This is a genomic window from Flavobacterium gelidilacus DSM 15343 (genome assembly GCF_000422685.1).
In the GTDB taxonomy this organism is placed as follows: domain Bacteria; phylum Bacteroidota; class Bacteroidia; order Flavobacteriales; family Flavobacteriaceae; genus Flavobacterium; species Flavobacterium gelidilacus.
In genome coordinates this window covers 1-18,151 of record NZ_AUGN01000017.1, presented here as the reverse complement: position 1 = coordinate 18,151, position 18,151 = coordinate 1, and the positions used below count along the sequence as shown (strand labels likewise).

The following is an 18,151-nucleotide window of genomic DNA, read 5'->3' as shown; positions in this document are numbered from 1 at the left end:
GTTCATGGAAGTAAAACAATTACATATTACTATTCCATATGATGCTTTTAATAAAAGCCTTACACTATCGTTATATCCCGAAATCTCTTCAAGATTATTTCTTTTATCAGAGGAAGAAGCTTTAGAAAATGGAGAAAGTCAACATCAAATATTAGAAGGTAATAGTTATGATTATACTATTTCTGATGAAAATTTTAGATTAAATTGTTCGTATAAAGGAATTGTAACAAACCGTATTAGGGAGCCATATTCGGGCAGAATTGTTCCTAATATTTATGTAGGTACACTAACCTTAGAAATAGTTGAAGAATCTCAGCCAGAAAAAAAACATAACCTGACACTAGAAGTGTTAGCAACAAAGTTTGACACCAAACTCGATAAGAGTTACCGTGAAAACTACCGTTTTATGCTTAAAGAAATTACGGATAAGTGCACGGAACTCCTAATGCAAATTAATGCACCAATTGAGCAAAATTTTGAAACCGATTTTAGTAGAGACAATGAAACTATCTATCAACGATTCAGTTTTATTAATGCCATCATTCAAAATAAAGATTTTGAAGAAGCTATTCAAAAAATTATCACAAACCCAAAGACAAATTGGGATGTAGAACAAGAGGTCACAGATGTGAGGAAAATAAGACGATTTACTAATGCAGCTACAAAACAGTTATTATCAGGATCGAATAGAATTCCTTTACAAACGACACATCCATTGTATTCTTTAGGTATACAATCTGTTCCCTCTAAAATTAATAGTTTTAGGAAAATTGAACATTTAGACACTCCAGAAAACCGTTTTATAAAACATGCTTTAGAAGTGTTTTTACGTTTTGCGGAAGACTGCCAACAATATTTTAAAACAAATAATTATAAACGTCCAGCAATTGAAGCTGCAAATTTAGTAACTAAATTAGATAGCTATTTAAGTATGTCTTTTTTTCAAGATATTTCAAGACCTACTTCACTAAAATTAAACAGTCCGGTTCTACAAAGAAAAAGTGGATATCGTGAAATTTTAAGTGCCTGGTTACAATTTGATTTAGCTGCAAAATTAGTTTGGAAAGGCGGAGATGATGTTTACAAAGCAGGAAAAAGAGATATTGCTACATTATATGAATACTGGCTGTTTTTTACCCTACATGATTTGTTTAAAGAAAAGTTCAAATTAAACAATATAGAGCACGAAGAAAAAGCATACGACCATTTATCAGAACCAACAAAAGATGGTTTAAATATAATGGTTAAACAAGGTAGACACACTGCCTTATACGGAGATTTTGATGCTGGTAGTAGAAAATTAAAAGTAAAATTTTCATATAACCGTTCTTTCAAAGGAGGTACAAAATATTCACAAGAAGCTGCAGGAAGTTATACAACTACGCTTCGCCCAGATTACACACTGTCAGTTTGGCCAGCTTTTTTGAGAGAGAAAGAAGCTGAAAGAGAGGAATTAATTGTTCACATTCATTTCGATGCTAAATACAAAGTGGTTCAGTTTGATTACAATACAAAAATTGATTCCGATGTACTAGAAGAAGAGGAAACCAATGAGCGTAAAGGATATTATAAAAATGCAGATTTATTAAAAATGCATGCCTATAAAGATGCCATCAGAAGAACCGGAGGAGCTTATGTATTATATCCCGGAACAAAAAAAAAGGAAATCAGAGGTTTTCACGAAATAATACCAGGTTTAGGAGCATTTGCAATCAATCCAGCAAAATTTAACAATGGTATAAATGAATTGTCGAAATTTATTGATTTAGTAATTGACCATTTAATCGATAGAGCTTCACAACGCGAAAACATTTCAAATAAAGCACGTTTAATTTATAAAGAACCTAAAGAAGACAATAATTATCTTCACGAACCATTACCAGAATATGTAAACGGTAAGAAATTAATTCCAGACGATACTTTTGTATTAGTTGGCTATTGTACGTCTCCACAAAGATTTAAATGGTATGAGGATAATAAAAAATATATTTTCCGAATGGATGAAGAAAAAGGATCTCTAGAATTAAATAACGAAGTCGTAACTGCTAAGTATCTTCTATTAAGAAGAAACGGAGAACAAACTGCTTCCGATTTATACGAGATAAAAAGTAGAGGCCTTAAAGTCTTTTCTAATCTTCATTTAAATTCATTAAATTATCCAGCTTCTAAAAATCCAAAAGAGTATTATTTAGCAATTGAAATTGAAAAAGTTAAAGAACCAGAATTTGAAAATGTTCGTTTTAATTTTAAAGAATTAGATAGATATATCGAAATTCAAACAACCGAAAGTAATATCTACTCAAAAGCAGGTTTAACTTTTACTGTAACACTAACCAAATTGATGAATAGCAAGGTTAAAAGTTAGAGGAATTAAGACTGTACTTTAAAGTTCAATAAAAAGTTAAAAAAAACTTGCTATATAGATTAAAATTTTATAAGAAAGTGAAAAATAATTCGAAATAAGTTAATATATTTGCGTAAAACACAAATAAATTAGCTATAGTGGAAATCAATAGAATCAAAGTTGCTCTTGCAGAAACCAGAAAAAAAAACAAATGGTTAGCAGAAAAAATTGGTAAAGATGAATCAACTATTTCGCAATGGTGTACTAATGCTCGTCAGCCTTCTCTAGAAAATTTACTAAAAATTGCAAATGTGCTTAAAATAGATATTAGAGATTTACTTTATCCAACTAATAAAACTGAAAATTAACATGAGTGAAAAGAAAACATACATAGATCTTTTTGCAGGTTGTGGAGGCCTTTCTTTAGGTCTTTACAATACAGGTTTGTGGAAAGGTTTATTTGCAATTGAAAAGAGTCCAGATGCTTTTGAAACATTCAATCATAACTTAATCGAAAACAGAAACCATTTCAATTGGCCAGATTGGTTGCCAAAAAATAATCACGACATAAATGAAATCATTAAAAATTACCCAGATCAACTAAAAGCATTAAGAGGTAAAATAGATATGGTTGCTGGTGGACCACCTTGCCAGGGATTTTCAACAGCAGGCAAAAGAATTGAAAACGATTCCAGAAATAAGTTGATTAAGTCATACATAAATTTTATCCGATTAGTACAGCCAAAGGTTATATTTTTTGAAAATGTAAAGGGATTTACTCAAAAATTTGACAAAAATAAAATCCAAGGTAAAGTGTATTCAGAGTATGTAAAAAGCGCACTGCAATACACTCCAGCTGATGGCAAATATTTAGGATACAAAGTTGAAGGAAGATTAGTTGATTTTTCAGAATTTGGTGTACCTCAAAAAAGAACACGTTTTATTTTGGTTGGTATTAGAAAAGATATTGCTAACAAAACTAATCCTATTGAGTTTTTTGATGCTATTAGAAATGAAAGAGAAAAATTCCTAATCAATAAAGGCATCGGATTAACAAACAGCTTAGAAGATGCAATTTCTGATTTATTAAGAACGAATGAAACAATGTCTCCAGATACTAATTCATTTATGGCTGGTTTATACAATAAGCCACAATCAAATTATCAAAAATTATTAAAAGGAGATTATTCAGAAGCTATACCAGACAGTCATAGGTTCGCTAAACATAGTCCTGCTACAGTTGAGAAATTTGAATATATACTTGAAAATGCAACCAAAAATAAAACTTTATCTGACGATATTAAAGCACACTTTAACCTTAAAAAAAGAACAATAATTCCATTATCTGGAAGTACACCAACACCAACAATTACAACTTTACCTGACGATTACATACACTATTGTGAACCAAGAATATTCACAGTGCGTGAGTACGCTCGCATTCAATCTTTTAACGATTGGTATGAATTTAAAGGAAAGTATACAACAGGTGGTAAACGAAGAACACAAGAAGTACCTCGATATTCACAAATCGGTAATGCAATTCCACCACTATTTGGGGAACAAGCTGGTATAACTTTAAATAATCTTTTTTAATATGCAAAAACCTCTTCAGTTTAAAATTAGTTCTGCATTAAAAAATATTATTGGTAGGGATCTAATTACCGATGATTTTATTGCTGTATTTGAATTAGTAAAGAATTCATATGATGCTCACTCTACAAGAGTTGATGTTATATTTGAAAATATCTATTCTGAAAAAGGAAAGATTATAATTAAAGATAATGGTAAGGGAATGAGTTATCAGGACCTATTGGATAAATGGCTTTTTGTTGCACGATCTTCAAAAAAAGAAGGGGATGAAGAAGATAGCTACAAAAATTTTAGAGATAAGATAAAAGTAAAAAGAGCTTATGCTGGTGCTAAAGGTATCGGTAGGTTTTCTTGTGATAGACTTGGTAGTGAACTTTATCTTGAAACCATAAAAGATGCAGAAAATGCAAAAGTTGAGGCCTTAGTAACTGATTGGAATAAATTTGAAGAGGATAGCAGTAATGAATTTGTTAATGTTACTGTTTTACACGAAACATTAAAAAATAGCACTTATGAAATTAGTCAGGGAACTGTTTTAGAAATTTCAAATTTACATAGTGAATGGAATCGAGAAAAGTTTGAAGAATTAAAAGATTCGCTAGCGAGACTAATAAATCCATCTAATATTCAGGATAAAGATTCATTCAAAATCTATCTTTCAGTAGAAGATGAGATAAAAGGAGATAAATTACAATTAAAAAAAAATAAAATAAAATTTGAAGAAGGTAAACTCGATGAGTCTGAGATAGAATACTTCAACATTATAAATGGTGAGATTCGTAATCCAATTTTCGAAACCCTACAGCTCAAAACAAGTTATATTGAGTCAGATATTCAAGAAGATATTATAGTTACAACTTTATATGAAGGAGGTAAATTGGTCTATAAAATTGAAGAGCAAAATCCTTTCTCAAACCTGAAAGACATCCATTATTCAATATATTTCCTTAATCAATCTGCAAAATCAACTTTTACAAGAAGAATGGGAGTTCAACCAGTTGCATATGGTCATATTTTTGTTTACAAGAATGGATTAAGAATCTACCCTTACGGCGAAAGAGGTGAAGATCCATTTGGAATGGACAATAGAAAAGCACAAGGAAAAACTAGATACCTTGGTACAAGAGAGGTGATAGGGTATATTTCAATAACTGGTGATAATGATAATTTAAGAGAAACATCTAGTCGAGGAAATGGATTAATAAAGACTTCTACATATACCAATCTTGAAATACAATTCTATGAAACTCTAAAAAAACTTGAAAAATTCACAATTGAAATTACTGATTGGGGGAACTTTCTATCTCAAGAAGACTATATAAACTTTGATAAAATCTATGTAAAAGAAAGCAGGAATAATCAAGGTGAACTAAAAACGAAAGAATTCAATGTAAATGAAAATTTAAGTAAGTTGATTACTTCACTAACAAGCTCCAAATCAGTCCTAAATTTTATTTTGGCACCAAATATTTTAAATGTCCTAGAGAAGAAAGGTGAAAATTCTGCACAAGGAGTATTAAAAAGAGTATCGGATGATATCGACAAAGGGAATTATGATAAAAATGAAGTAAAAAAATCATTAGTAGACGCAGAAAAAAAGATTTTAGACTTAAGAAAAAGTAAGGAAGAAGCCGAAAAAGATGCTGACATTCAAAGGAACTTAAGTAAACAGTTAGAAACTGAGCTTCAGAAAGAAATAGCTGGAAAACTTTTTGATAAAACTCAAATTGGTCGTGAGAAAAAAGATTTATTAGCTCTTCAGCATCAAATTATCCATACTGCAGGTAATATTACTTGGAGTTTAGATTCCTTGATTGACGCAATCAATAACGAAAAAACTAAAGATGAATTAATTAACGATATAAAAGATATTAGTTTAGAAGTTCAGAGAATAGTTAGTGCATCTAGGTTTGTTACAAAAGCTGGATTTAATACTCAGGCTGAAAAAATAACTAAAGATATTGTTTCATTTATAAACGAATATGTAAATAACATTTATATTCCAGCAGATTCTTTCATTCATTCTAAACGCCCAATTAAAATCTCAACAACGATACCAAGTTTTAAAAAAGAAATGAAATTTAGACCGTTTGAAATAACAGTAATTTTAGATAATCTATTTTCAAATTCACGAAAAGCTAAGGCAACTGAAATATCTTTAGAATGGAAAAAAGATAAAGAAAATTTATTGCTTTATTTTAAAGATAACGGGAATGGCATTCCAGATGAAATTAAAGATAAGATTTTTGAATTTAGATATAGTAATACAGAAGGATCTGGAATCGGACTTTATCATGTTAAAGATATTTTAGAAAAATATAATTCTATAATTGAACTTAGACCATTATCTAAAGGTGCTGAATTCTTAATAAAAATACCTGTATGAAATTAGATTACAATATAATTTGGGTTGAGGATAAAATTGAAACGAGACCTTTTGTGGCATTAAGAGAAAATCTAAAAAAACATTTAGAAGATGAATTTTTTAATGTAAAAATTGAGTTTGCAGAAGATTTTGATGGATTCAAAAATAAGTATGAAACTACAGATGTGTTCGATTTGATAATTACTGATTTAAATTTAAATGAAAGTCATGGAAGTGAAGTGATTGATTTTGTAAGGGATGAAAAACATTTACTAACTGAAATATTCTTTTATTCGGCTAATAGTGATATTTTAAATACAAAACTGATTAACAGTAGCAGAATTACTTATCATAAAATGGATGAGGCAAATGCTTATCGTGAATTAGGCAGTTCTATTACTGAATTGGTTAATTTAACAATTTCTAAGTTTCAACATATTGTAACAATGAGAGGAATGATTATGCATGAAACAAGCTCTCTTGATCTAAAGATGGAAAATATTGTTAAAAAACAAATAAACAATCCTGAATTATCAGATTCAATAAAGCCTGTTCTAGATACTATTTTTGATAAAATTTTTGCTAATGCTTCTGAAAAATATAAAAAAGCTGAAAAGCGAAAAGCAAAAGAAATTTTAAATGATAATGTTTTATTCAATTCTTCACAAAAAATATTTGCTTTAGGGGAAATTCTAAAGATAATGAAAGAAGAAAATTTCTCTGAGGATTATATTAACCAAATAATATTAATTCGAAATCAGTTTGCCCATTCAGAATTAATAAAAGATGGAGATGGTAGAGAGTTTTTCAAAGTAAAAGGTGAGGAAATTTATTTTGACAAAGATTTATGTAGAAGTATCAGAAAAAACATTAACACACATTTCATTAATATTAACAGAATTGAAGATAAGATTAAGTAAACTATATTATTTAAGTAACTTTAAATTATACATATAGCTGCAAATAAATTGCCACACCTTCCCAACGCTCAAAAAAGTTTTTGTATACTCAAGCAAGTAGCTGCTAAAATGAACTTATCGATAATGAGCAACAAAAACTTTTCCCCAAGCTTAGTTACATAATGTGGCATTATAGGGCATAAACAAAACCCATCTTCCAATTGAAAAAACAAGATGCCCCATAATAACATTATGTAAAAAAGCCGCTCCACCCAACGCTCTTGCCAGTGGCTCTAGGGCAACATTTTTTGCAGCTCCCATCGCATCACCCAGCTACAAAAAACACCACCCTTCGCCACTGGCTTAAACAACGTTCTACATTCCATAGGAAAACTTACACTCATAAATCTTCTAAAGCACTTTTACGGTAACTGTCTTTACAAACTGTGCGTAGACATCGGTAGTACTTGCATTGCTTTTGTAAGTTCAAAAAATGGCTCAAAATCATAGTAAAATTGAAGAGAGGTAAAGCCATTTTTAGAACCCACAAAATCAAATTACCCAGTATGCGTATTATTTTTCATTTGCCACAACTACAAGGTCCATTACTTTCACAATAGCTGATGCCTTCCAATTCCAAAACCACAAATTACTGAACACTAAAAACTGAACACTGAACACTAATAGTGGCATCAGCTATTAATAAAAGCAATCAAAATAACTTCACTAAGCAAATCAAAAAATAGCACCCATACTTGCGCTACTGCACCATCGCACTAGGCAGGTTAATGCATTGTTTTTTGTCAATGCTTCCCATTTTCACAACAACTTTCGTTTTCACTAATCACTTCTCACAATTCATTCACAAAAAAGCATTCACAAAAATCAAATCCAAAAACAAAGAGTGTAAAATTTCAAAACAGGATAAAACCATCCCTATTGATTTGAAAATTGATTTTTATCCTGTTTCAAAATCCCACACCCTTTGAAGAACTCTACAATTCCAAAACACATTCATCGGTTCATCAAACCAAAAAATCCATTTCCAAAACAAACCCTAGATTGAAGAGGAAATTTCAAAAAAAATAAAGAAAAAAAAAGAAAACAAATTTTTGTTCCAGGTTTACAAAAAAGCAAGTTCAAGCCCTTCGGGTTTTTGAAAAAATCTCCACCCATTCGGGTAGTATTTTTTCAAAAAAACTTGCTTTTTTGAAACCCTCCACATAACGAACCGGCTTTCTTTTTTTTCCTTTTTTCTTTTGAAAAGTTTTTAATGGCGAGCTGTGTGATGACGTCTTGCTTTTCAGATGAAAGCCCTGCGAAAAATTGAAAATATGTCTAATTTTTAATTTCAAAACCATGCAAAATTTCATCATCAAAACCCACCAAAAAGAAACGATTTACTCGAAACCTCATTTATTCATCCTAAACAAAGGATTAAACAGTGGTAAGCCTCAAAAAGAACAATTTACAAACAGTTTTGTGCTGCTTTTTCAAACCGAAGAAGATTGCGAAAACCTTTATTTTGTAGCTTTCAGTTTATGGAAAACAAAATTCTGGCATCAGTTTCTAATCGGTTCAGTAATTCCATTTTTACGTTTGTCAGATTTCAAGAAAGAATTCTTCCTAAAATCAAAAAACCTGATGCAAGAACATGAAGCTCATGTAAAACATATTGCAGCTCTAAAAGTATTAGAACAACAAGAAAAACACTTTCACGACAACATCAACCTCATAAACGATATGCGAAGAGTAATTTTATATCGTTACTGCAACAAATAAACCAATCCTGGTCCACCCGGACTAGGATTGTTTGCACCTCATTTAAAGGCAAACCAATACATAAAAGCAATATAATTGCACCACTTAAATAAATCAGGGAAAAGCAAAGCAATTGAGTTGTATTGACTGCTAAAAACAAAAAAAGCTCCAAATTATGGAGCTTTAATTTTTAGTAAAAGATAGTTTCAAGGCTTATTCTACCTTTTCTTCAGGTTGAATTTTTGGTTCTTCTTCGGTTTTTACTCCAGTTTGTGAAACTACTGAAATAATACTTCCACCAAGAACCAAATAACCAGCTGCTGAAACTATTCCAACAGGTAAGGCAACTGGAGAAGCTAATATAATTCCTCCAACAGATGCCAAAGCTATTCCGATAGTTCTTAATGCTTTAAACCATTTTGGAGTAGGAGCGGCCACTCTTTCTACTACATTCAAATTATTAATTTTCATTGTGTTTATTATTTAAGATGATTAATTCTATTTTTTGTACTCTGTTTTCTAAATATTCTACTTTTTGGTTCAGTAAGTCATTACCACTTTTGAACTCAGTTTTGATGATTAAAGCCATTGTTTTAACTTCTACCAAGTCTTTTTCCATACTCTTAAAATCGGTGTGTAATTGCTTGATAAAATAAGCCACAATTGATAGGAGTAAGGTTATAAGTGTTCCAAAAAGTGTTGCGATGATATTTATATTATCCATTGTTGTTGCTCTTTAGAATTGAAAATTATTTTCAATAGTTATTGTATTGCTTGTTTCTTTTGCCAACAAAACCAATTTTGGATAAATCATTTTATAAGCTGCTACACTTTGAGTAACTCGATAGTCTCCATCAATGAACTGAAAACCAAAACCACAAAGTGGACATCCAGCAGTTTCTTGAATTGTATTTCCAGTATGGATATACACATAATTGAAATTTGGTAAAGAGATAATTTCAATCATTCCTTGATGCAGCTTTCCAAAAGCTTTTTTGTAATTCACATTTTTGGCTCCAGAAGTGTTCAATTTCAAAGTATAATCACCTTTTGGTATAGCTGTTTGCGATGGGATTTTTACTTCTCTAATTTTATCCTCTAACAAGTAACATTGAAAGATTCCATTGATGTATAATTGGCTGAGTGTACTTTCTTTGCCCTGTGCTACTCTTATTATTTTGCTTTTCATTTTATTGATAGATTTAAGGTTAAACAAAAAATCCCTCACTTGTGATGAGGGATTTGTAGTAACTTTAATTAAAAAGCGTCCTCAACTTTTAAGCAGTTGCCACTTGCAAACAAGTAGTAATTTGCTCCAACTTGTTGGTAGAACTCAATTCCGATGCACTGTAAAACAGTAACATTTGCAGTTGGAACTACTGCACCTGGTAAAGTTACAGTTAGTGTAGTTGCAGGAATTGGAGCATACAAGTCCAAGAAGCCACTATATTTAATATCGTTTACCTCATTCAATTCTGCATCCATAGGATCATAACTGTTTGTGGTAGCGTTGTATTCAAAATCACTCACAACTGAAAGCGAAGTAATCATACGAAAGTGAGTTGCACCAGATGGAGCATTCACTAAATTCGCTGGATTAAATGCTGGAATAACTAAATCACCTGTTTCTCTATCAACTCCATGAGTTAATGAATAAGGAGCGTTAAAAATCCCATTGAATGAAGTGTTTTTGTCAAACTCAAAACCTTTCAAGTAACTACGTTGTGTAGTAATTTCAATTTTTCTGTAACCTCTGGCTTCAGTTTGGTCTTCTAGGTTGATTTTCTTCATAATTGAAGTTAATCTTCCTGTTACTTGACTATCGGCCATTTGTTTCATCACTTGTGATAAACCAGTTCTAACTGATTTACCTGCTTTGGCACAAGCACCAAACTCGTTCATATTCTCACGCGTTCTTTCGAACTCTGGAGCTGTTAGAACTTGGTCAGCAGTTGGTCCACCAACCATTCCGGCAAAATAGCCTTCTTGACCTTTAATTTTAAAATGTCGGATATCTCCAAGAGTTCCAACATACTTGATAACACCTTTCTGTCTTGCCATTTTTTTACGTTTTAATGGATTAATAATTAGATAAAATTCATAAGACAAATTTCAAGTATTATCTTTGATTATCAATAACTTAAAACACTGTAAATCAATGCAATACAACGCAAAAGCACCGTATAAGGTGGAAACCCATTGGCAAATTGATGAAGTCCTTGATGGAGATAGCATAATCATTTGTAATCTTTTCACTCAAATGCGAAAAGAAATTAGACTTTATGGCTTAGATGCACCAGAAGTGAAATTAAATAGAAAGATGATGGTGGATGAAGAGAAAAGTAGTTTGCCTGCCGAATTACTGCTGCAATTTGGTTTGCAATCCTTACACTTCGTTTTATCGGTTGCACCTCCTAAAACGGCTGTAACGATTATTACAGAACAGGATAATCAATACGATTACTGGAACAGGCAATTAGGATATGTAATATTACCAGGTGGAGAATGTTTGAATGATTTGCTTTTGATCAATGGATATGCAAAAGCAACTAATCAATATTATTGTGGTAGGTTAGGAGAGTTTGAAGCTTTTAATTTACAGGCAAAGCTCAACAATGTTGGTATATATAGCTTTGTAAAAAAGTTCTGATTTGTTGTACTTATGTTGTACTAACTTGATTTTAAAGGTAAGGAATATCAATAAAATATGGTGGTTACGGGCGTAATGGAACTAAACCGGTGTTGTGCGATTTTATCTTATTTTCAAGATAAAATTTTAAAGGTAGGGCAGATGATCCCTAGAAAAACAATTTGAATCTATTTTGTATAACCCTCGGCTATACGAAGTAGGTAAAAATTTAAATTTCGAAAGTAAATAAAACTGGTTAGGAATGACCTAAAACAAAAAAAGACTTGACTTTGTCATTTTTTTCTCCTAACTTTACTCAAGTTGTACAAGTATTTACTTTGAAAATGAATTTTCAGCAAATCCAATTTGCAACAACTTGAGACAAACGTAAAAATATGTTTTACTCATTAATAAACTTCCATATATACTTAGAATTCGAAATATTTTTTCAGGAATAATCGTCCTAATTTCGCACAACGTTTTGCGGCTTTATTTCAGTTTTGCTGATTGATAACCAAGCCTTAACAAATATAGACAAATTTTAGATTAAAAAACTTCCAAAATAGAAAAAAACCAAGCCTGCAAAATTGAATAAAACCGTTGTTGTCTGCTGTACTTTTATTCAGTTTCGTTATTAAATTCGGAATAAGTATTGGTTTTCATTATGTCGATTTTGAAATTACCATTTTCATCTTTCAATAATATAACACTATCAAAACCTAATTTGTCTAATTTTTCCATTGTTGCCAATTCTCCTTCTTTTAATTGTAAAACTTTACGCAACAACCAATCTGACAAAGCTTTATTTGGATTTGTCATTAATGCTTTAGAATTTTCTTGACAAACTTTAGCTGAAAAAATTTCTCCTGTTGGAATTTGTAAATTAAAATTTTCATCTTTTTCAGGAAAGAAATTAGGAAATTTTCTATGCAATTCAGCAGGAATTGGAATGTAAATTTCTCCAAAATCTCTTTTTCTTCCGTTTGCGTTCCATTGATTTAATCCACTACGTTCAAAAATGAATTTTTCTTTTTTCTGAATACCATAAAGTGGCAAAATAACATAATTTTCGCCTTTTACAAGTTTGTCTTTTGCAGTTTTTAAATCCTTGTTTTCCTCAAATAATTCAAGTAACAAAGAATAAGGATCATCAATAATGTCAATTGGAAGACGAAAAGCATTTTGCGGAATTATAAATTTTCTAAAAAGTGTACTTTTTGAATAATTAAAAGAATAGAAGTTGTTTCCATCTTCAAATTGTAGACTTGCTTTATTATTTTTTACAGAATGAATATTTGCTATATCAATTGTATTATAATCAGTTTCAAAAAGTAATAATTCTTTTTCTTTTCTTGCAACAATATGATACAAAGAGTTTTCAATGTCGTAAACTCTATTTGCTAAATTGATTCTATCGTTTCTAAATTCGCCTAATTTCGCAGCTAACTCTTTGCCTTTATATTCAGATAAAACTCTTGAAAGCGAATTAAATTCTGCAACTTTTTCCGTGCTATTATTACTATTACAAGTAAAAGTTTTTAAACCAATACCTATCGAATTATAATTTGCATCAAAAGCAGTGTCAGAACGTGAAAGATTTCCTGCATCAAAACTTCTACAAAAAATATTTTCTGCAACACGATAATTTATGAAAGGAACAGAACTTTCACTAAATAAACCCGAAAGCTTTGAAACTGCTGAAAGTTTTTTTGAAGCTATTTCCCGTTTTCTATGAAATCATAAATAAAATCATTAATTTGTTCACTTTCAAAATCAAATTTCAAAATAATTCTTGATGTTAATTTTTCAACCCAAACATCAATATCTTGTGACAAATTTAGGGTTTTTAAAAAATCTAATTGTTCATTTTTAATTTCAAATTCATCAAAAAAAAATAGTATTTCAGACCTTACTTCATCAGCAAAATTATTTTCAATTCTATTTAAATTTTTCTTTAAATAATCTATTTTTTCTTCAAAAGTTAACATATATCGTTAATTAAGTGATATTCAACAACAGGTTTTGAAATTCTTTCTTCTTTTTTAAAAGTTAAATTTTTAGTTGGATTTTCAATAGTTTTAAAAATTGGCGTATCATTCAAATTTAAAACTAAAGTGATTAAATAATCATCTTTATATTCTAAAGCCTTATTGTATTCATTTTCAGTCATTCTAAATCTACCTTTATTAGCTCTAATTCCTTTTATTTCAGCTAAATAAGAATTGTCGTTTACATTTACTTGAAAATCATAACCATCACCAAATAATCTAGCATCTTCTATAATTCCATTTTTAAATTGGTCAATTAAATTATAATTATTTATAAAATAAAGTTCAGCTTCTAAACCTGTTTCTTGTAATTTTTTAAACCTTGATTTTACAATTGGAGTTACATCTACAAAAATGTCTTTTATTTTATAATTTTCTTTCAAATAGAGTTTTACAATATTTGCGTAACCGTTTATATTTTCGTTTCCAAAAAGACTATCAATTAAATATTTTCTATGAATGTAAGCATCGCCTTTTTGCCACCAACCTTTTCTTCCGTTTTCTGGAAAAAAATGATCAAATAAATCCATTCTATTTTTTACAGTTCCAACAGTTTCTGCAATTCCAATGCTCACGCAATATTCATAAAATGAAGTTTTTGTATTGTATCCAAATTGTTTAATAAAATCGTTATTAAACTTTGAAAGACCATAACCAATAAGATTTAGTATTTCGTAATATTCGTGTTTATTTCCTTTTTGCTCGTTCATTATTTAAGCAATATTTTTATAATATAAATTATCTGCTTGTTTTCCTTTTTCTAAAATATCGTGAATAGTTTTAGTTAATTTAATTTCCGAAGGAAATTTAAAATTAGCATAATTTTTCACTTGATTTGGGTCAAATGCAATTATAAATATTCTTTCACGATTTTGTGGAATATTTGCATGAGTCATTGAATTTAAAACCTTTGTAAAAACTTTATAACCCAGTTTTTGTTCTAATGTATCAATAATTGTTTTAAAAGTATTTCCTTTATCGTGAGAAATTAAATTTTTTACATTTTCAAGAAAAACTACTTTTGGTTTGTGTTTAACTACAATTTGTTCAATGTCAAAAAATAAAGTTCCTCTTGTGTCAGCAAATCCTTTTCGATTACCTGCAATTGAAAATGCTTGACAAGGAAAACCTGCACACAAAATATCAAATTCTTGTGGAATATAATTTTTAACTCGTTCTTGTGTAATATCTCCAAAAGGAACCTCTCCAAAATTATGTCTGTAAGTTTTTTGAGCACCTTTTTCCCATTCACTTGTAAAAACACATTTTCCACCAACATTTTGCATTGCTAATCTAAAACCACCAATTCCAGCAAATAAATCAATGAATTTGAATGTATAATTTTCAGGTGTTGGAAAAGGAACATTTTCAACTTCAAATAGTAATTGTTGCAAAGCATCTTCTGCAAGAATTGAAATTTGTTCTTCGTTCTCTTTGTATTCAACGAAATTTTCTAAAACTTTTACAGCATCTTCTTTATAATGTTTAGAAACTCCATTTCTGTAATTATGTAAATAATGAGTAATTAAAGCCTTATCATAAGGTTCAACAAGTTTAACTTGATAGTTTTTACCATCAAATTCTTCAATACTTATTTTTTCTTTAACTGCTTTCAATTTACTATTTTTTAATTATAGCAAATTTACAATTTTATTTTTTGAAAACTATATTTTATTTCAAATCAGTATTTTTATACGCAATTTTGGAGGTATAGCAGACAACGTTAGGCAGCTTGTAGCAGTAGCGGATAAATACACCAAAACTTTTGGTTAATCACTAACCTTTGCATGTACAATAGCGACTTTCAGTTATGCCTGAAAGTCGCTATTGATACAAACTGCGGTTAGCAGAAGTATTTTAGGGTAAATCAAAAGCGTTAATAAAATCTTCTTGATTTATTGTAAATTCATAAACATTATTATTAATAATAAATTTTGAACTTTTACCAAAAGGATTATTATCATCAGGAAAATCATATATTGTTGGATTGTTAATACTTGAAAGATAGCCTTTATTACCTGCAAATTTAAAAACAATTGAATCAATTTGACAAGTATTAAGCTGATAACCTATAAAGCTTTCAAAATTGTAAGTACAATTTACTCCTTTTTCACCTGTATTCAAAATTGAATTCGATAAAAGAACATTATTTTTATATGTTTCAATTATTAAAGTTTCACTAGAATTGTTAAAAACAGTTACTTTATATTCCTTAGAATTAGGTTCATCCGTACAACTAAATAAGGACAAACAAAAAACGATTATTGAGAATGTTTTTTTCATAACCATTTAATTACAATTTGAATTCATATTGTTTCTTACTGTATGTACATAATCAAAAAGTTCTCTTAAATTATCTTTAGTAGGATTGTTATAATTATCTCTTAATTTATTTTGCCAGCAGTCGATATCTCTACAATTATTTAGTGAACTTTGGATTTGATTTAGAGTGAAACCAGTAACTCTATCAATTGGTTGAGTGCCTGGAATATTTGGAATTAGTTGTTGGTTCAGATTATCAACTAAGTCAGCAACAATTGGAGTGTATTCATTCATGTCTGTAACTGTTTGAGTTTGTCTGTAGTCATTCCATCTTCTTAGATTTGTATCATTATATCTATTGGTAGCTAGAAAATTATTTGCTAAATTACTGTATCTATCGTTAGTAACAATAGTCTCAACGCCTTCAGCCCAACTTTCAATCAAAACAGCTCTATTACAACTACCACTATGAAAAGTAGAAAACATGCCACTATCCATATTCCTATGACCAGCATGGGTTAATTCATGAATTGTAGTTGCATAGATGCCGTCACTACCTCTGTAAGCTCCATTCGAGCCTATAGTAATTCTAATATCATAAAATGAAAATGTTGATTGAAAACTATTTACATAATGAGAACTTGCATAATACCAGTTTTTACCAACAATTCTTTTAAAAAATCCTGGATTAGATATATTGTAAACATTTACAATTCTTGAATAATAATCATAAGCAGCGTTATGTATTAATGCGTAGAATTTTTTTACACCAGAACTATAATGTCTATTCCAAGCTGAACGAGTGTGAGTAGCAGTACCTCTATCTCTTGCATTCCAAAATGCAGTACCTGCTTTTACAGTAAAAAATGGTTGATGTTGATAATATAATGCATATTTAACCTTCTTTGTTCTTGTGCTCGAAGTTTGAAAATAACCGTTACTGTTTGTATTAGCAGTTCTGATAACCAACCACCCCCATTTTCTTACTCTTATTAAGGCACCATTTACTCCTATATTTTGATTAATAGCATCTTCATTTACTGTAATTGTACCGCTAGGAGACCAACTTCTTCTTCTTTCAAGTGCTTCAATTTCTGAAAAATCAATAATGACTTCTTCTAAACTTAAACCTTGATTAATAGCTTGTTGATATGTTAGTTGTTGTTGTGTTCCATCTGGACTGGTAAACAAATAAATTAATTCTTCTTTCTCGTTAATTTCTAAATTATTTGTAAGCTTTAAAGTTTCCAAATTTAAATCATAATAAAAATCTATTTCTTGTATTTGTATTTCTGTTGGATTATTTCCAATCATATCTTCTTTTGTAAAATGTAGATTAGTTATAATCTCATAAGGTACACCTTCTGGCACTTGATAATCTATTGGACATACAGAATAATAATAGGTAAAATCAGTTCCAATTAATGAAGGATCTTGATATTTCTCACCATCAGTATCTATATCATATTCAAAGGGTACATCTGAAACTGCTAAAATAGAGTCATTTGCAATTTTATCATATTGAATACTGTCTTGTGGATGAAATCTAACATAATAATGAGTTGTTTCAATTTGATAACCGGAAAAGTTACTTCTGTAATACTCTCCAGAATTTGGATATTTTGAAGCTGTTGGATTGTTTAGTAAACTTTGATATGCTTTTTGCATATTTTCAATTGTAAAAGGATTTATTTTCTTTTTTCCAAGAACAGAATTACCTGAATTACTAACGTCTTTTGTTGTAGAATTTAATTCTACTGGTTCATTTTCACAAGAATAGAACTGAAATACTATTGCAACTATTGCAATTAATTTTAAGAATTTTGATTTGTTTTGCTTCATAATTTTCTTTTTTATGTGTTGTTTTTACGATTTTTTGGGTTAATATTTCTGCTAACGTTTAGTGGCTTTATAAAGTGGCTTTGATTAGTCACAGACCAAAGCAAATATAGACAACTTTTCGACTCATAGAGGTTTTTCCGAAGGAAAAACCAAGCCCAAGCCATTTTATAAAACCATTGTTAGCAAACGTTTTTATTCAATTATTTCGTAAAATTTGAACCTTCCATTTTTTATGTTTTCTTTTTTAGAACCTTTAGCATCTTTATGATTTGGAATGTCAAAAATATTGTCCTGAACTTTCATGTTTTTAATATCAACTAAACTATATTCAATAAATCCATCTAAATCACTTGCTGTAAGTTTATAATAATACAGTATAGAATTATTTATATTTTTTGCGATTTCTTT

18 protein-coding genes are annotated in these 18,151 nt (G+C 29.8%); 7 read left to right on the top strand and 11 right to left on the bottom strand.

The window, feature by feature from the left end; genetic code table 11:
* Positions 1–4: 4 nt before the first annotated feature.
* The 6 genes from G507_RS0108695 (at position 5) to G507_RS0108655 (ending at position 8,983) form a co-directional block, all read left to right on the top strand.
* Positions 5–2,365, top strand: a complete 2,361-nt coding sequence (locus G507_RS0108695; RefSeq protein ID WP_051191553.1) for a DUF2357 domain-containing protein — start codon at positions 5–7, stop codon at positions 2,363–2,365.
* Between the two features lie 137 nt (positions 2,366–2,502).
* Complete coding sequence (locus G507_RS0108690; RefSeq protein WP_245575612.1) at positions 2,503–2,712, top strand: helix-turn-helix transcriptional regulator; 210 nt, start codon at positions 2,503–2,505, stop codon at positions 2,710–2,712.
* 1 nt (position 2,713) lies between these two features.
* The gene (locus tag G507_RS0108685) at positions 2,714–3,940 is read left to right on the top strand and encodes a DNA cytosine methyltransferase (protein ID WP_026717132.1); all 1,227 of its coding nucleotides are present in this window, start codon (positions 2,714–2,716) and stop codon (positions 3,938–3,940) included.
* Position 3,941: 1 nt separating this feature from the next.
* Positions 3,942–6,323, top strand: a complete 2,382-nt coding sequence (locus tag G507_RS0108680) for an ATP-binding protein (RefSeq protein WP_026717131.1) — start codon at positions 3,942–3,944, stop codon at positions 6,321–6,323.
* A complete protein-coding gene (locus G507_RS0108675; RefSeq protein ID WP_026717130.1) occupies positions 6,320–7,222 on the top strand; it encodes a response regulator in 903 nt (300 codons plus the stop codon). The genes G507_RS0108680 and G507_RS0108675 overlap by 4 nt, the downstream gene beginning before the upstream one ends.
* A gap of 1,338 nt (positions 7,223–8,560) precedes the next feature.
* Positions 8,561–8,983, top strand: coding sequence for a DUF6943 family protein (locus tag G507_RS0108655; protein ID WP_026717128.1), 423 nt, complete (start codon positions 8,561–8,563; stop codon positions 8,981–8,983).
* 192 nt (positions 8,984–9,175) lie between these two features.
* Here the strand turns inward: G507_RS0108655 and G507_RS0108650 are convergent, their stop codons facing one another.
* The 4 genes from G507_RS0108650 to G507_RS17330 form a co-directional block, all read right to left on the bottom strand.
* Positions 9,176–9,433, bottom strand: a complete 258-nt coding sequence (locus G507_RS0108650) for a hypothetical protein (RefSeq protein ID WP_026717127.1) — start codon at positions 9,431–9,433, stop codon at positions 9,176–9,178.
* Positions 9,423–9,686, bottom strand: a complete 264-nt coding sequence (locus G507_RS0108645; RefSeq protein WP_026717126.1) for a hypothetical protein — start codon at positions 9,684–9,686, stop codon at positions 9,423–9,425. Before G507_RS0108645 ends, G507_RS0108650 begins: the two co-directional genes overlap by 11 nt.
* Positions 9,687–9,698: 12 nt before the next feature.
* Complete coding sequence (locus tag G507_RS0108640; RefSeq protein ID WP_026717125.1) at positions 9,699–10,151, bottom strand: DUF5675 family protein; 453 nt, start codon at positions 10,149–10,151, stop codon at positions 9,699–9,701.
* A gap of 68 nt (positions 10,152–10,219) precedes the next feature.
* Complete coding sequence (locus G507_RS17330; protein ID WP_084518957.1) at positions 10,220–11,023, bottom strand: hypothetical protein; 804 nt, start codon at positions 11,021–11,023, stop codon at positions 10,220–10,222.
* A gap of 97 nt (positions 11,024–11,120) precedes the next feature.
* Between G507_RS17330 and G507_RS0108630 the strand changes: the two genes are divergently transcribed.
* On the top strand, positions 11,121–11,612 hold the full coding sequence (locus G507_RS0108630; RefSeq protein ID WP_026717124.1) for a thermonuclease family protein: 492 nt from the start codon (positions 11,121–11,123) through the stop codon (positions 11,610–11,612).
* Positions 11,613–12,209: 597 nt separating this feature from the next.
* Here G507_RS0108630 and G507_RS0108625 read toward each other — a convergent pair.
* The 7 genes from G507_RS0108625 to G507_RS17760 all read right to left on the bottom strand — a co-directional run.
* Positions 12,210–12,962: a phospholipase D-like domain-containing protein gene (locus tag G507_RS0108625; RefSeq protein WP_245575611.1), complete on the bottom strand. Its 753-nt coding sequence runs from the start codon at positions 12,960–12,962 to the stop codon at positions 12,210–12,212.
* A gap of 344 nt (positions 12,963–13,306) precedes the next feature.
* Positions 13,307–13,579 (bottom strand): hypothetical protein, encoded by a 273-nt coding sequence (locus tag G507_RS0108615; protein ID WP_026717122.1) that lies wholly within the window; start codon positions 13,577–13,579, stop codon positions 13,307–13,309.
* Positions 13,573–14,349: a protein NO VEIN domain-containing protein gene (locus tag G507_RS0108610; protein WP_026717121.1), complete on the bottom strand. Its 777-nt coding sequence runs from the start codon at positions 14,347–14,349 to the stop codon at positions 13,573–13,575. The genes G507_RS0108615 and G507_RS0108610 overlap by 7 nt, the downstream gene beginning before the upstream one ends.
* A 3-nt stretch (positions 14,350–14,352) precedes the next feature.
* The gene (locus tag G507_RS16655; protein WP_157496538.1) at positions 14,353–15,255 is read right to left on the bottom strand and encodes a DNA cytosine methyltransferase; all 903 of its coding nucleotides are present in this window, start codon (positions 15,253–15,255) and stop codon (positions 14,353–14,355) included.
* Between the two features lie 241 nt (positions 15,256–15,496).
* Entirely contained in the window at positions 15,497–15,922 is a 426-nt protein-coding gene (locus G507_RS0108600) for a hypothetical protein (RefSeq protein WP_157496536.1), read from the bottom strand.
* A gap of 6 nt (positions 15,923–15,928) precedes the next feature.
* A complete protein-coding gene (locus tag G507_RS0108595) occupies positions 15,929–17,743 on the bottom strand; it encodes a hypothetical protein (protein ID WP_026717119.1) in 1,815 nt (604 codons plus the stop codon).
* A gap of 192 nt (positions 17,744–17,935) precedes the next feature.
* The coding region (locus tag G507_RS17760; RefSeq protein WP_035665911.1) for a hypothetical protein at positions 17,936–18,151 on the bottom strand (216 nt) is incomplete at its 5' end.

Excerpts from the sequence above, each read along its gene's own strand:
- G507_RS0108600 (WP_157496536.1), bottom strand. The coding sequence starts at position 15,922 with ATGAAAAAAACATTCTCAATAATCGTTTTTTGTTTGTCCTTATTTAGT.
- G507_RS0108655 (WP_026717128.1), top strand. The coding sequence starts at position 8,561 with ATGCAAAATTTCATCATCAAAACCCACCAAAAAGAAACGATTTACTCG.
- G507_RS0108645 (WP_026717126.1), bottom strand. The coding sequence starts at position 9,686 with ATGGATAATATAAATATCATCGCAACACTTTTTGGAACACTTATAACC.
- G507_RS0108610 (WP_026717121.1), bottom strand. The coding sequence starts at position 14,349 with ATGAACGAGCAAAAAGGAAATAAACACGAATATTACGAAATACTAAAT.
- G507_RS0108640 (WP_026717125.1), bottom strand. The coding sequence starts at position 10,151 with ATGAAAAGCAAAATAATAAGAGTAGCACAGGGCAAAGAAAGTACACTC.
- G507_RS0108680 (WP_026717131.1), top strand. The coding sequence starts at position 3,942 with ATGCAAAAACCTCTTCAGTTTAAAATTAGTTCTGCATTAAAAAATATT.
- G507_RS0108685 (WP_026717132.1), top strand. The coding sequence starts at position 2,714 with ATGAGTGAAAAGAAAACATACATAGATCTTTTTGCAGGTTGTGGAGGC.
- G507_RS0108650 (WP_026717127.1), bottom strand. The coding sequence starts at position 9,433 with ATGAAAATTAATAATTTGAATGTAGTAGAAAGAGTGGCCGCTCCTACT.
- G507_RS0108615 (WP_026717122.1), bottom strand. The coding sequence starts at position 13,579 with ATGTTAACTTTTGAAGAAAAAATAGATTATTTAAAGAAAAATTTAAAT.
- G507_RS0108695 (WP_051191553.1), top strand. The coding sequence starts at position 5 with ATGGAAGTAAAACAATTACATATTACTATTCCATATGATGCTTTTAAT.
- G507_RS17330 (WP_084518957.1), bottom strand. The coding sequence starts at position 11,023 with ATGGCAAGACAGAAAGGTGTTATCAAGTATGTTGGAACTCTTGGAGAT.
- G507_RS0108675 (WP_026717130.1), top strand. The coding sequence starts at position 6,320 with ATGAAATTAGATTACAATATAATTTGGGTTGAGGATAAAATTGAAACG.
- G507_RS0108595 (WP_026717119.1), bottom strand. The coding sequence starts at position 17,743 with ATGAAGCAAAACAAATCAAAATTCTTAAAATTAATTGCAATAGTTGCA.
- G507_RS0108630 (WP_026717124.1), top strand. The coding sequence starts at position 11,121 with ATGCAATACAACGCAAAAGCACCGTATAAGGTGGAAACCCATTGGCAA.